Genomic DNA, 13,239 nt, shown 5'->3' with positions numbered 1-13,239 from the left:
CGTCAGGTGGTTCGGGCGGGAGCGCTATCGCCTCCGGCGGCTCGCGTCGTGGTCCTTCTCGTCCGCTCCCGCGCTGATGGAACCTTGACGGAAACCGTTGCGTCAATGGCCGTTTACCTACGGAATCCGCAAGGGCGGAGCGACGCACGTCACAGCACTTTCCCAGGCCGTGACGTCACTCTGTTGCAATCATCAAGATCCAGCGGACCGTTACCTTGCTTTCCTCTGTCATATCGATGAGTTGCCTGCGTCACCCGGTTGATCCCGTCAAACGGGAATCGTTGTGAGGGCGTCAAAAAAGACGGGAAGCCGTCCGCATAGCGGACGGCTTCCCGGGGTGGTTCGGCGGGGTCTCAGTGGTTGCGCGGGAAGCCCAGGTCGACGCCCTCCGGGGCCTCGGACGGGTCCGGCCAGCGGGTGGTGACGACCTTGCCGCGGGTGTAGAAGTGCGTGCCGTCGTTGCCGTAGATGTGGTGGTCCCCGAAGAGGGAGTCCTTCCAGCCGCCGAAGGAGTGGTAGCCCACGGGCACCGGGATCGGCACGTTCACGCCGACCATGCCCGCCTCGATCTCCAGCTGGAAGCGGCGGGCCGCGCCGCCGTCCCGGGTGAAGATCGCGGTGCCGTTGCCGAAGGGCGACGCGTTGATCAGCGCCACGCCCTCGTCGTAGGTGTCCACGCGCAGCACGCACAGCACCGGGCCGAAGATCTCGTCCTTGTACGCGTCCGCCGTCACCGGCACGTGGTCCAGGAGGGAGAGACCGATCCAGTGGCCGTCCTCGTGGCCCTCGACCGTGTAGCCCGTGCCGTCGAGGACGACCTCGGAGCCCTGGTCGGCTGCGCCCTTCACGTACGACGCCACCTTGTCGCGGTGGGCGGCCGTGATGAGCGGGCCCATCTCGGACGCCGGGTCGTTGCCGGGGCCGATCTTGATCTTCTCGGCGCGCTCACGGATCTTGGCCACCAGCTCGTCGCCGATGGAACCGACGGCGACGACCGCGGAGATCGCCATGCAGCGCTCACCGGCCGAGCCGTACGCGGCGGAGACGGCGGCGTCGGCCGCCGCGTCCAGGTCGGCGTCGGGGAGGACCAGCATGTGGTTCTTGGCGCCGCCCAGGGCCTGGACCCGCTTGTGGTTCGCGGCGGCGGTGGTGTGGATGTGGCGGGCGATCGGCGTCGAGCCCACGAAGGACACCGCGGCGACGTCCGGGTGCTCCAGGAGACGGTCGACGGCCACCTTGTCACCGTGCACCACGTTGAAGACGCCGTCGGGCAGACCGGCCTCGGCCAGCAGCTCGGCGAGCTTCATGGCGGCCGAGGGGTCCTTCTCCGACGGCTTGAGCACGAAGGTGTTGCCGCAGGCGATGGCGATCGGGAACATCCACATCGGGACCATCGCCGGGAAGTTGAACGGTGTGATGCCCGCGACGACGCCGAGCGGCTGGCGGATCGAGGCCACGTCGACCCGGGAGGCCACCTCGGTCGACAGCTCGCCCTTGAGCTGCGTGGTGATCCCGCACGCCAGGTCGACGATCTCCAGACCGCGCGCGACCTCGCCGAGCGCGTCCGAGTGCACCTTGCCGTGCTCGGCGGTGATCAGCTCGGCGATCGCGTCCCGGTTCGCGTCGAGCAGCGCGCGGAACTTGAAGAGGATCGTGGTCCGCCTGGCCAGCGAGGACCGGCCCCACGTCGCGTACGCGTCCTTCGCGGCGGCGACCGCGGCGTCGACCTCGTCGACACTCGCGAACGCGACCCGCGTGGTCACGGCGCCGGTCGCCGGGTCGGTGACCGGCCCGTAGGTACCCGACGCGCCCGCGGCGTTCCCGACGGGCTTGCCACCGATCCAGTGGTCGACGGTCTTCGTCATGGCCAGTAACTCCTTCACAGATGGCGGCGACGGGCGGCGGCGTGCCGGTCGTACTCCTCACGTGCCTCGACCGCCGACGATCGGGTCGCGGTCTCGGCCACAGGTACATCCCACCAGGCTTGGGCCGGGGGCGCGCCCGACACTCTGTCTGCCGTTTCGGTCTCCACATAGACACAAGTGGGAGTGTCCGCGCCGCGTGCCTCGGCCAGGGCGGCCCGCAGGTCACGGACGGTCTTCGCGCGAAGGACCCGCATGCCCAGGCTGGCCGCGTTGGCCGCGAGATCCACCGGCAGCGGCGCCCCCGTGTACCTGCGGTCGTCCGCGCGGTGGCGGTACGCCGTGCCGTACCGCTCGGCGCCCACGGACTCGGAGAGGCCGCCGATCGAGGCGTACCCGTGGTTCTGGAGGATGATCACCTTGATCGCGACACCCTCCTGGACGGCGGTGACGATCTCGGTCGGCATCATCAGGTACGTGCCGTCGCCGACCAGCGCCCACACGGGCCGGTCCGGGGCCGCCATCCGTACGCCGATCGCGGCCGGGATCTCGTAGCCCATGCACGAGTAGCCGTATTCGACGTGGTACTGGTCCCGCGACCGCGCCCGCCACAGCTTGTGCAGGTCGCCGGGGAGCGAGCCGGCCGCGTTGATCAGGATGTCGTCCTCGGTGACCAGCTCGTCGAGGACACCGAGGACCTGCGGCTGGGTGGGCCGGAGGTCGGCGTCCCCGGCCTCGTAGGCCGCGTCGACGCGGTGCTCCCAGCGCTCCTTGTCGCCCGTGTACTCCATGACGTACGCCGGCTCGACGCGGTGCCCGTGCACGAGCAGCGCCTCGGTGAGGGCTTCGAGACCGGCGCGCGCGTCGGCGATCAGGGGCGTGCCGGCGAGCTTGTGGCCGTCGTACGGGGCGATGTTGAGGTTGAGGAAACGGACGCCCGGCGCGCCGAACAGGGTGCCGGAGGCGGTGGTGAAGTCGGTGTAGCGGGTGCCGACGCCGATCACCAGGTCCGCGGTGCGGGCGAGCTCGTCGGCCGTCGCCGTGCCGGTATGGCCGATCCCGCCGACGTCCTGGGGGTGGTCCCAGCGCAGCGAGCCCTTGCCCGCCTGGGTGGAGGCGACCGGGACACGGGTGGCCGAGGCGATCTCGGCGAGCGCCTCCTCGGCACGGCTGTGGTGCACACCGCCGCCGGCGACGATCAGCGGGCGCCGGGCCCCGAGGATCGCCTGAACGGCACCGGCCAGTTCACGGGTGTCGGGCGCCGGGCGCCGCACGGCCCAGGTCCGCTCGGCGAAGAACTCCTCGGGCCAGTCGTACGCCTCCGCCTGCACGTCCTGGGGCAGCGCGAGCGTGACCGCGCCGGTGTCGGCGGGGTCGGTGAGCACGCGCATCGCCTGGAGGGCCGCCGGGATCAGGGCTTCGGGGCGGGTGATCCGGTCGAAGTACTTCGACACCGGGCGCAGGCAGTCGTTGACCGACACGTCCCCGGCGAAGGGGACTTCGAGCTGCTGGAGCACCGGGTCGGCGGGGCGGGTCGCGAAGACGTCACCGGGCAGGAGCAGCACCGGGAGGTGGTTGACCGTGGCGAGCGCGGCCCCGGTGACGAGGTTGGTGGCGCCGGGTCCGATGGAGGTGGTCACGGCGTGCGTCGAGAGCCGGCCGCACTGGCGCGCGTAGCCGACCGCGGCGTGCACCATGGCCTGTTCGTTGCGTCCCTGGAGGTAGGGCATGTCGTCGGCGTACTCGACGAGCGCCTGGCCGATCCCGGCGACGTTCCCGTGGCCGAAGATGCCCCAGGTGGCGCCGATCAGGCGCTGCCGTCCGCCGTCCCTCTCCGTGTACTGCGCGGCCAGGAACCGCACCAGCGCCTGCGCGACCGTCAGCCTCGTCGTCGAGGTCATCGGTATCCCCCTGTGCTCTTCACGTGTCCCGGGTGGAAGCGGATCCGCCACTCCCTGTCCCCGCCCGGTCCTGCCATGACGTTCAGGTAGTACATGGCGTGGCCGGGCTGGGCGATGGACGGACCGTGCCATCCGTCGGGGACGAGGACGGCATCGCCGGTACGGACCTCGGCGAGGACGTCCGAACCGCCCTCACGGGAGGGGAACACGCGCTGATAGCCGAAACCGTTCGGTCCGTCGATCTCGAAGTAGTAGATCTCCTCCAGCACCGATTCGACGCCGGGCAGGTGTTCGTCGTGCTTGTGGGGCGGGTACGAGGACCAGTTGCCGCCCGGGGTGATCACCTCCACGGCGATCAGCCGGTCGCAGTCGAAGACGTCCGCTGCGGCGAAATTGCGCACCTGGCGGGCACAGTCGCCGTCACCGCGGTCTTCGACGGGAACCTCCGGCGCGGGGCCGTAGCGAGCGGGGAGTCGGCGCTCGCACTTCGCTCCTGCCAGGGCGAAGCGGCCTCCCGCGCCGGAGGCGATCTGGGCCCGGGCCTCGCGGGGCACGTACGCGAAGTCGGAGACTCCGTCGAACACGCTCGCTCTGCCCAGGAGTCGGAACTCTTCCTGTTCGATCCCGTCCTTGGTGCGCACCGTGCAGCCACCGCCGAGCGGGAGCACGATCCACTCGCTGTCGCCCGCGGTGAAGGTGTGGGTGCCGCCGGGTGCCAGTTCCACGATCCGCAGGCTGCTGTGGGTCCAGCCGGCCCGGTCGGGGTCGATGTCCAGGGCGTAGTACGCGTCGGCCGTGCTGCCCCTAGGGACGTACAGCCCGTTGTTCGGACGACTCATGCGGCCCTCACAGAAGTCCTACGGCGGTGTCCACGGCCGCGACGACGTCCCCGTCCGCGGGGTACAGCAGCGAACGGCCCACCACCAGGCCCTGCACGGTGGGGAGTTGGAGCGCCCCGCGCCACTTCTCGTACGCACCCTCCTGGTCCTCGCCGACATCGCCGCCGAGCAGGACGGCGGGCAGCGTGGAGGTCTCCATGACGCGGGCCATGTCGTCGGGGTTCTCGGTGACGGGGACCTTGAGCCAGGTGTACGCCGAACTGCCGCCCAGGCCGCTGGCGATGGCGATGGACTTGGTGACGGCCTCGGCACTCAGATCGTTGCGCAGGGTACCGTCCGGACGGCGGCGGCAGAGGAACGGTTCGACGAAGACCGGGAGTCGCCGCTCGGCCATCTCGTCTATCACCCGGGCGGTGGACTCCAGGGTGCGCAGCGAGCCCGGGTCGTCGTAGTCGATGCGCAGCAGCAGCTTGCCCGCGTCGAGGCCATGCCGCTCGATGTCCCCCGGGCGGTGTCCGGTGAACCGGTCGTCCAGCTCGAAGGCGGAGCCCGCGAGTCCGCCGCGGTTCATCGACCCGATGGCCACCTTGCCCTCGAGGGCGCCGAGGAGCAGCAGGTCGTCGAGGATGTCGGCGGTGGCGAGCACGCCGTCGACCCCGGGGCGGGAGAGCGCGAGACACAGGCGCTCCAGCAGGTCGGCGCGGCCCGCCATGGCGAGCGGCCGGTCGCCGACGGCCAGCGCGCCGCGTGCCGGGTGGTCCGCGGCGACGATCATCAGCCGTCCCGAGCCGTCGACGAGCGGCCGTCGCACCCGCCGCGCGGCGGCCTCCGCGATCGTCTCGGGGTGCCGGGCGCGGACCCGGACCAGGGAGGGGACGTCGACGCGCACGGACGCGGGCCCGCCGCCGCCCTGTTCGGGGCGGGCTCCCCCGACGTGCCCCGCCCTCACCGCACGGCTCCCGCGGCCAGTGCCTGTTCGACCTCACGGGTGGTCGGCATCGCGGACGAGCACTCCAGCCGGGAGGCGACGATGGCGCCCGCCGCGTTCGCGTGGCGCATGACCCGCTCCAGATCCCAGCCGGCCAGCAGTCCGTGGCAGAGGGAACCGCCGAACGCGTCTCCCGCGCCGAGGCCGTTGAGGACCGTGACCGGGAGGGGCGGCACCTCGGCGGAGGTGCCGTCACGGTGGACGGCGAGGACGCCCTTGGGGCCCTGTTTCACCACGGCGAGTTCCACACCGGCTTCGAGCAGCGCGGCGGCCGCGGCGTGCGGTTCGCGCTCGCCCGTGGCGATCTCGACCTCGTCGACATTGCCGACGGCGACGGTCGCGTGGCGCAGGGCCCGCGCGTAGAAGGGGCGCGCCGCGGCGGGATCGCTCCAGAACATGGGACGCCAGTCGAGGTCGAAGACCGTCGGGCCGGACCGGTCGCGGTGGGCCAGCGCGGCGAGCGTGGCCGCGCGGCTCGGCTCCGCGCTCAGCCCGGTGCCGGTCATCCAGAACACCCGGGCGGCGCGCACGGCGTCGAGGTCGAGTTCATGGGCGCCGATCTCCAGATCGGGCGCCTTGGGCTGCCGGTAGAAGTAGAGCGGGAAGTCGTCCGGCGGGAAGATCTCGCAGAAGGTGACGGGGGTCGGCAGGCCGGGGACCTCGGTGACCCAGCGGTCGTCCACGCCGAAGCCGCGCAGTTCCTCGCGCAGATACGCGCCGAAGGGATCCGCGCCCGTACGGGTGATGACGGCCGTACGCCGTCCGAGTCGCGCGGCGGCCACCGCGACGTTGGTGGCCGAGCCGCCGAGGAACTTGCCGAAGGACGTCACCCGGGCCAGGGGGACCCCTGTCTGCAACGGGTAGAGGTCCACACCGATCCGCCCCATGGAGATCAGCTCGTACGCCATCGAGTCCCCTTCACTACGGCTGCCCCCAGGTCTAGTGCCGCGCGGGGAGCCTGTCAACGTTTTGTCCAGACATTCGGACGACGTCTTGACACCTCTCCGGAGCCGCCGGAAGCTGACGCCCATGACGTCGTTGCCACCTCAGTCATCGCCGCGGTCCCGGCCCGATCCCTCACCTGAGTCGTCACCGCGGTCGTCGCCTCCGTCCTCACTGTCGCGCATCCGGATCGGTTCGGCTCCCGACTCCTGGGGCGTCTGGTTCCCCGACGATCCCCAGCAGGTCCCCTGGCGGCGCTTCCTCGACGAGGTGTCCGGCTCGGGCTACGAGTGGATCGAGCTCGGCCCGTACGGCTATCTGCCCACCGATCCGGACGTCCTCAAGGAGGAGACCGTCCGGCGCGGGCTCGGCGTCTCGGCGGGCACGGTCTTCACGGGGCTGCACCGGGGCCCCGACGTCTGGGAGTCCACCTGGGCGCACGTCTCGGGCATCGCGGCGCTCACCCAGGCGATGGGCGCCGGACATCTCGTCGTCATCCCGTCCTTCTGGCGGGACGACAAGACCGGCGCGGTGCTGGAGGACAGCACCCTGACGCCGGCCCAGTGGCGCCATCTCACCGCCCAGACCGAGCGGCTCGCCCACGAGGTGCGCGAGCGCTACGGGCTGAGCATCGTCGTCCACCCGCACGCCGACACGCACATCGACAGCGAGGAGAACGTCACGCGCTTCCTCGACGCGACCGATTCCTCGCTGGTGTCGCTGTGCCTCGACACGGGCCACTACGCCTACTGCGGCGGGGACAGCGTCAAACTCATCGAGACGTACGGCGAACGCATCGGGTACCTCCACCTCAAGCAGGTGGACCCGCTGGTGCTGGCCGGGGTCCGGGCCGAGGAGGTGCCGTTCGGGCCCGCCGTCGCGCGCGGGGTCATGTGCGAACCGCCGTCCGGTGTACCGGCGCTGGAGCCCGTCCTCGCCGCGGCGCAGAACCTCGGCGTCGAACTCTTCGCGATCGTCGAGCAGGACATGTACCCGTGCCCGCCGGACAAGCCACTGCCGATCGCCAGGCGCACCCGGGCGTTTCTGAGGTCGTGCGGAGCCTGACGTGCGGGGCCTGACTCCAATGCATCACTCGTGTCACAAAAGACTCCCTTGTGTCACACATGTCGCGAATACGCGGGTCTTGCGTCACACCCGGTCGACAACCACTGCCCCTCTCCCGCGCCGCGTCGTTCACGGGGCGAAGGCTTTGTGATCACCAGCGCAGCGCCCGGCTCCCCCGACGGCCGCCCCAGGCCGCCGCCGCGGTGCGCGCAGGGAGGTGCCCCCATGACCGACCGCAGGCTCTGGTCGTACAAAGAGATCGCCGCACACATCAAGGTGCAGCCGGACACCGTGCGGTCCTACCGAAAACACGGGCTGCTGCCGCCGCCGGATCACATCGAGGCCGGAAAGCCCTACTGGTACGCCGACACCGTCCGGTCCTGGGTCGCCTCCCGACCGGGAAACCGGGGCCGCCGAGAGGGCTGACCCGCCCCGCCCGGTGCCTCGCGGTGCCCGACCTCCGGGTGGGGGCAGCGTGGGGCACCGCCCGCCGGGCCCGACAGCCGATCGCCATCGGGCCGACGCGCCGATCCGCGGCGGCCGTCAGCACCAGGGCTCGATGACCGTCACCCCCGAACCGGGTGCCGAGCCCAGGGCGGCCAGCGCGGACGGCGCCGCGTCCAGGGTGATGGTGGACGTCACGAGCAGGTCGGGGCGGAGCACCCCGGCGCGGACCATCTCCAGCATGGGCGGATAGGCGTGCGCCGCCATTCCGTGGCTGCCGAGGAGTTCGAGTTCGAGACCGATCACCCTGGCCATCGGGACCGGGGTGGTGCCGGTCGGCGAGGGCAGCAGGCCGACCTGGACATGCCGGCCGCGACGGCGCAGACCGTCGACCGAGGCCGCGCAGGTGGCCGGCGACCCCAGGGCGTCCAGCGACAGGTACGCGCCGCCGCCGGTCAGTTCGCGGACCGCCCGCGCCGGGTCCGCCACGACGGAGGCGTCCACACATTCCGCCGCGCCGAACTTCCGCGCGAGGTCGAGTGCCGCCGGTGACACGTCGACGGCCACGACCCGCGCCCCGGAGGCCGCCGCGATCATCACCGCCGAGAGACCCACGCCACCGCAGCCGTGCACCGCGACCCACTCCCCCGGGGCCACCCTGCCCTGGGCGACCACCGCGCGGAACGCCGTGGCGAAGCGGCAGCCCAGCGAGGCCGCCGTCGCGAAGGACAGCTCCGCCGGCACCGCCAGCAGGTTCACGTCGGCGTGATCGAGCGTCACGTACTGGGCGAACGAGCCCCAGTGCGTGAAACCCGGCTGGGTCTGGCGCTCGCACACCTGCTGGTCGCCGGCCGCGCACGCGGCACAGCTTCCGCAGGCGCAGACGAACGGGACCGTGACCCGGTCGCCGGGCTGCCAGCGGGTCACCCGGGGACCCGCCGCCTCGACCACCCCGGCGAGTTCGTGCCCCGGCACGTGCGGCAGCGTGATGTCCGGGTCGTGGCCCATCCAGCCGTGCCAGTCGCTCCGGCACAGGCCCGTGGCCTCGACCCGCACCACGACGCCGTGTTCCGCGGGCGCCGGGTCCGCGACGTCCCGGACCTCGGCCGGCTCCCCGTACCGCTCGAACACCACTGCCCGCATCGGCTCCCGCCCTCCGCTCGGAAATCAGCTTCCGCGAGGAACGCTATCCGCGCGCCTCGGCCTTGTCCCGGCCGGAACCCGTCGCCGGCACCGGCTTCCCCTCCGCGTCCGCCTCCACGCCCGTTTCCGCCTCCGACTCCGGATCCGATGCCTGGTGGTCCAGTGCCGGGGCTGCCTTCGGCGCCTCCCCCTCGCTGAGTCCGAAGCGGTCGTGGAAGCGCCTGAGCGGTCCGGGCGCCCACCAGGTGGCCCGGCCGGTGAGACGCATGACCGCGGGGACCAGCAGGCTGCGGACGACCATCGCGTCCATCACCACGGCCAGCGCGATACCGAGACCGAGCATCTTGGTGTTGGCCACCCGGGAGGTGCCGATGGCGACCATCACCACCGCGAGGATGACCGCGGCCGCGGTGATCAGCCCGCCGGTGCGCTGCAGCCCGAAGCGGACCGCCTCCCGGTGGTCGCCGGTGTGGTCGTACTCCTCCTTGATACGGGAGAGGAGGAACACGCCGTAGTCCATGGAGAGGCCGAAGGCGACGCAGAACATCAGGACCGGCAGGGTCGTCTCGATCGAACCGGAGCTGGTGAAGTCGAGGAGGCCGGAGAGGTGACCGTCCTGGAAGACCCAGACCACGGCGCCGAACATCGCGGTCAGGCTGAGCGCGTTGAGCAGCACCGCCTGGAGCGGTATCAGCACGCTGCCGGTCAGCAGGAACACCAGCAGCAGCGTGACGATCGCGATGAACGCGACCGCCCACGGGAGCCGGTCGGCTATCGCGTGCTTGGAATCGACCAGGACGGCCGCCGTGCCCGTCACGGACGTGTCGAACGGAGCCTCGGCCGCGCGGAGTCCGCCCACCAGCCGCTGGGCCCCCTCGTCCACGGCCTCGCCCTCGGGCAGCACCGTGAAGTACGCCGCGTCGCCCCGCACCAGGGGTCCGTCCACCCGCAGCACCTCGGGCAGCGCGGCGATCCGCTCCCGGTACCGGGCGTACTGGGCGTCCGTGGCCGCGCCTTCGGCCAGGATCTCCAGACCGCCGCCGGGGCTGCCCGGGAAGCCGTCGCGGATGTGCTGCTGGACGATGTGCGACTCCGCGCCCGAGGGCAGCTGACGGTCGTCGGCCGTGCCGAACTTCACGCCCAGGAAAGGCAGTCCGAGGACGACGAGACCCGCTGTGGTGGCCACCGCGAAGAGCGGAGCCCTGCGCATCACGAGGGAGGCCACCCGTCCCCAGCCGGCCCCGTCGTCGACCGGATCCGGCCTTCCGCGCCGGAACAGGCGCCGCAGATCGAGGGAGTTCACCCGGTCTCCGAGGAGCACCAGCGCCGCGGGGAGCAGGATCAGGGCGGCGGCCGCGGCCAGCAGCACGACCGCGATGCCGGCGTAGGCGAAGGAGCGCAGGAAGTACTGCGGGAAGACCAGCATCGCGGCCAGGGACACCGCGACGGTGAGGGACGAGAAGAGCACCGTGCGGCCCGCCGTGCGCAGGGTGGTGCCGACCGCGGTCCGCGGCGGGGCACCGGCGGCCAGCTCCTCGCGGAACCTGCGGACGATGAACAGGGCGTAGTCGACGGCGAGACCGAGCCCGAGGGCCGTCGTCAGGTTCATCGCGAAGACCGAGACCTCCGTGACCTCGGTGAGTCCGCGCAGCACCGCGTTGGTCCCGAGGATCGCGATGATGCCGACCCCCAGGGGCAGCAGGGCGGCGACGGCGCTGCCGAAGACCATCACCAGCAGCACGAGGGTCACCGGGAGCGCTATCAGCTCGGCCCGGGTCAGGTCCTCGCGGATGGTCGTCTGCATCTCGTGCCGCACGGCGACCGGCCCGCCGACCTTCACCTCGACGGGTCCGCTCCGGCCCCGATAGGCGGGCGCGAGGCGGTCCAGGGTGTCGGCCGCGGCCTTCTCGTCGCCGGTGATGCGCGCGGCGATCAGCGCCTCGTGGCCGTCGCGTGCCTTCAGTGCGGGTGAACCGGACTGCCAGTACGAACCGACGCCGGTGACACCCGGCTCGGTGGCCAGGCGTGCCGCGAGCCGCTCGGCCTCGGCGGCGACCGACGGATCGTCGACGGAACCCCGGCCGGCGTCGAGGAGGAGCAGCAGATTGGGCTGCGAGGCCGGGAACTCCCGCTCCAGTGCCTTCGTCGCGTACGTCGACTGCGCCGTCGGGTCCTCCCAGCCGCCGCTGCCCAGCCGGTCCGCGACCCCGCTTCCGGCGGCCACCGCGAGGGCGGTCAGCAGGAGGGCGACCAACAGGGAGAGGCGTGGCCGCGCGGTCACGAACCGGGTCCATCCGCCGAGCCGCGCCTCCCCGCCCGAGCCCGCTCCCGTGCCCCCGTCGGGCCTCGCTCCGGGCCCGTCACCCGCGCTGTCGACTCCGGACATGATGCGGTGTCCCCTTCACCGTGACCCCGATCGCCCGCATCCGCGCAGGCAGCAGGAATCGCCCATTGCCATAGAATGGCAAACACGAGTCGTCGCTCGCGTTTTTCAAGAATGCGAGCGACCACTCGCGTTTGTCAATCGCGTCCCGAGAAGCTGGGGATAACCCGTGCCCGAGAAGCAGCAGACCGAGGAGTCGCCGACGCCGCCGCAGCGCGCCGAGGAGAGGCCGCGCCGCCGCCAGGCCCGTGGCGAGCGCCGGATCGCGGAGCTCCTCGGGGCCGCGGCCGCGGTGTTCTGCCGGTCGGGCTACACGGCCGCGAGCACGAACGCCATCGCCCGCGAGGCCGGCGTCTCACCCGGCACGCTCTACCAGTACTTCCCGAACAAGGAGGCCATCGCGGTCGGCCTCGGCGACCAACTGCTGGAGCACTGGGCCCGGTCGCACGGGCAGGCCCTCACCTCGGAGAACATCGGCCTCCCGCTGGACCGGATGCTCGACGCGGTCCTCGACCCGCTGATCGCGTTCAACGTCGAGAACCCGGCGTTCGCCGTCCTGATGCACGGCCCCGACACCCCGGGTCCGATCGCGGACGAGATCGGCACCGTGCACTGCGCCCTCCTCGCCCGCGTCGAGGAGATGATCGCGACCCGCCTCCCGGACCTGCCGCCCGACGAGCGCACGGTCACGGCGAACATGACGCTGCACCTCTTCAAGGCCGGCCTCACCCTGATCATGTCCCACGAGGGTTCCGAGCGGGACGCCTACATCGCGGAACTGAAGACGGTCATGCACCGCTACCTGGAGCCCCTCCTGGAGCGCGAGCACCCTGTCGGCCGCTGAGCCGCGCGCCCGTACGGCGAGCACCTCCCACCCCACACCTCGCACCTCGCACCGCTCCCGCCGCACCTGCCCCCACACCGGCCAGGCGCGCCGGACACGCCCGCCCACCCGTCGCACGCACAGCCGGGCGCGCCGCACACACCGACCCCCGAGGCCGCCCCGTCCGCCCGTCCGCCCGCCCGTCCGACCGTCGCCGTCGCCGTCGCCGGCCCGACGGAATCCCGCCGGGCCCTCCGGACGCCGCCGCGAACGTCACCACGGACGCCACCCCACGCCACGTGGCGCCGCACCGCGCCCCGCCCGCCGACGATCGCCGCGCACGCGCCTGCCCCGGTCCGACCTGCCGGGAAGCCCTCCGACGCCCGTCCCCTCCGCGGCCGGACGTGCGCGCGGTGCCGGAATCCGCCACCGGCACGCCTCGACCCAGCTTGGATTTATACCCCCTAGGGGTATAGTCTCGTGAGCATGGAGGGGGAACCCTGGGTTCCCCGGGGCCCCTCCCGCACCAGTACGCCCCAGACGTCTCCACGAGGAGCAACACCATGACCGCCCAGACCGACACCGCGGGTTCCGTCACCACCGTCTACCAGGTGAGCGGGATGAGCTGCGGGCACTGCGAAGGCTCCGTCGGCAGCGAGATCTCCGAGATCCCCGGTGTCAGCTCGGTGAAGGCCGTCGCCTCGACCGGCGAGGTCACCGTCGTCTCCGAGTCCGCGCTCGACCCGGCCGCCGTCCGCGCCGCCGTGGACGAGGCGGGCTTCGAGCTCGTCGACCCCGCCTGAGCGGGCCCCGAGACCCTTTCCCCTCCGCACCGGGCCGTGCCGACCG

At 72.1% G+C, this 13,239-nt stretch carries 11 protein-coding genes; 4 read left to right on the top strand and 7 right to left on the bottom strand.

Annotated elements, in window-relative coordinates:
* Positions 1 to 353 precede the first annotated feature (353 nt).
* From mmsA to iolC, 5 genes are read right to left on the bottom strand one after another with little or no spacing between them, the layout of a single operon-like run.
* The gene (gene mmsA, locus ACFYW7_RS01425; protein WP_389496956.1) at positions 354 to 1,865 is read right to left on the bottom strand and encodes a CoA-acylating methylmalonate-semialdehyde dehydrogenase; all 1,512 of its coding nucleotides are present in this window, start codon (positions 1,863 to 1,865) and stop codon (positions 354 to 356) included.
* Positions 1,866 to 1,879: 14 nt separating this feature from the next.
* Positions 1,880 to 3,763, bottom strand: coding sequence for a 3D-(3,5/4)-trihydroxycyclohexane-1,2-dione acylhydrolase (decyclizing) (iolD, locus tag ACFYW7_RS01420; protein WP_389496955.1), 1,884 nt, complete (start codon positions 3,761 to 3,763; stop codon positions 1,880 to 1,882).
* A complete protein-coding gene (gene iolB / locus ACFYW7_RS01415) occupies positions 3,760 to 4,602 on the bottom strand; it encodes a 5-deoxy-glucuronate isomerase (protein WP_389496954.1) in 843 nt (280 codons plus the stop codon). The genes iolD and iolB overlap by 4 nt, the downstream gene beginning before the upstream one ends.
* 7 nt (positions 4,603 to 4,609) lie before the next feature.
* Complete coding sequence (locus ACFYW7_RS01410) at positions 4,610 to 5,491, bottom strand: deoxyribose-phosphate aldolase (RefSeq protein ID WP_389498504.1); 882 nt, start codon at positions 5,489 to 5,491, stop codon at positions 4,610 to 4,612.
* A gap of 56 nt (positions 5,492 to 5,547) precedes the next feature.
* Complete coding sequence (iolC, locus tag ACFYW7_RS01405; RefSeq protein ID WP_389496953.1) at positions 5,548 to 6,498, bottom strand: 5-dehydro-2-deoxygluconokinase; 951 nt, start codon at positions 6,496 to 6,498, stop codon at positions 5,548 to 5,550.
* A 121-nt stretch (positions 6,499 to 6,619) separates the two neighbouring features.
* Between iolC and ACFYW7_RS01400 the strand changes: the two genes are divergently transcribed.
* Entirely contained in the window at positions 6,620 to 7,597 is a 978-nt protein-coding gene (locus ACFYW7_RS01400; protein ID WP_389496952.1) for a sugar phosphate isomerase/epimerase family protein, read from the top strand.
* A 225-nt stretch (positions 7,598 to 7,822) separates the two neighbouring features.
* Complete coding sequence (locus ACFYW7_RS01395; protein ID WP_389496951.1) at positions 7,823 to 8,023, top strand: helix-turn-helix transcriptional regulator; 201 nt, start codon at positions 7,823 to 7,825, stop codon at positions 8,021 to 8,023.
* Positions 8,024 to 8,140: 117 nt separating this feature from the next.
* On the opposite strand, the gene ACFYW7_RS01390 is transcribed toward ACFYW7_RS01395, so the two are convergent.
* Entirely contained in the window at positions 8,141 to 9,184 is a 1,044-nt protein-coding gene (locus tag ACFYW7_RS01390; RefSeq protein ID WP_389496950.1) for a zinc-dependent alcohol dehydrogenase family protein, read from the bottom strand.
* A gap of 43 nt (positions 9,185 to 9,227) precedes the next feature.
* Entirely contained in the window at positions 9,228 to 11,570 is a 2,343-nt protein-coding gene (locus tag ACFYW7_RS01385) for an MMPL family transporter (protein ID WP_389496949.1), read from the bottom strand.
* Between the two features lie 166 nt (positions 11,571 to 11,736).
* Here ACFYW7_RS01385 and ACFYW7_RS01380 point away from each other — a divergent pair, with 166 nt between their 5' ends.
* Together ACFYW7_RS01380 and ACFYW7_RS01375 are read left to right on the top strand one after the other, a co-directional pair.
* Positions 11,737 to 12,411 (top strand): TetR/AcrR family transcriptional regulator, encoded by a 675-nt coding sequence (locus ACFYW7_RS01380; protein ID WP_389496948.1) that lies wholly within the window; start codon positions 11,737 to 11,739, stop codon positions 12,409 to 12,411.
* A gap of 542 nt (positions 12,412 to 12,953) precedes the next feature.
* On the top strand, positions 12,954 to 13,193 hold the full coding sequence (locus ACFYW7_RS01375) for a heavy-metal-associated domain-containing protein (protein ID WP_389496947.1): 240 nt from the start codon (positions 12,954 to 12,956) through the stop codon (positions 13,191 to 13,193).
* Positions 13,194 to 13,239 lie beyond the last annotated feature (46 nt).

Source organism: Streptomyces sp. NPDC002580 (assembly GCF_042889485.1).
Taxonomy (GTDB): domain Bacteria; phylum Actinomycetota; class Actinomycetes; order Streptomycetales; family Streptomycetaceae; genus Streptomyces.
Note: the sequence above shows the minus strand (reverse complement) of the source record. Positions and strands in the feature narration are given on the sequence as shown.

Excerpts from the sequence above, each read along its gene's own strand:
- mmsA (WP_389496956.1), bottom strand. The coding sequence starts at position 1,865 with ATGACGAAGACCGTCGACCACTGGATCGGTGGCAAGCCCGTCGGGAAC.
- iolD (WP_389496955.1), bottom strand. The coding sequence starts at position 3,763 with ATGACCTCGACGACGAGGCTGACGGTCGCGCAGGCGCTGGTGCGGTTC.
- iolB (WP_389496954.1), bottom strand. The coding sequence starts at position 4,602 with ATGAGTCGTCCGAACAACGGGCTGTACGTCCCTAGGGGCAGCACGGCC.
- iolC (WP_389496953.1), bottom strand. The coding sequence starts at position 6,498 with ATGGCGTACGAGCTGATCTCCATGGGGCGGATCGGTGTGGACCTCTAC.
- ACFYW7_RS01400 (WP_389496952.1), top strand. The coding sequence starts at position 6,620 with ATGACGTCGTTGCCACCTCAGTCATCGCCGCGGTCCCGGCCCGATCCC.
- ACFYW7_RS01395 (WP_389496951.1), top strand. The coding sequence starts at position 7,823 with ATGACCGACCGCAGGCTCTGGTCGTACAAAGAGATCGCCGCACACATC.
- ACFYW7_RS01390 (WP_389496950.1), bottom strand. The coding sequence starts at position 9,184 with ATGCGGGCAGTGGTGTTCGAGCGGTACGGGGAGCCGGCCGAGGTCCGG.
- ACFYW7_RS01385 (WP_389496949.1), bottom strand. The coding sequence starts at position 11,570 with ATGTCCGGAGTCGACAGCGCGGGTGACGGGCCCGGAGCGAGGCCCGAC.
- ACFYW7_RS01375 (WP_389496947.1), top strand. The coding sequence starts at position 12,954 with ATGACCGCCCAGACCGACACCGCGGGTTCCGTCACCACCGTCTACCAG.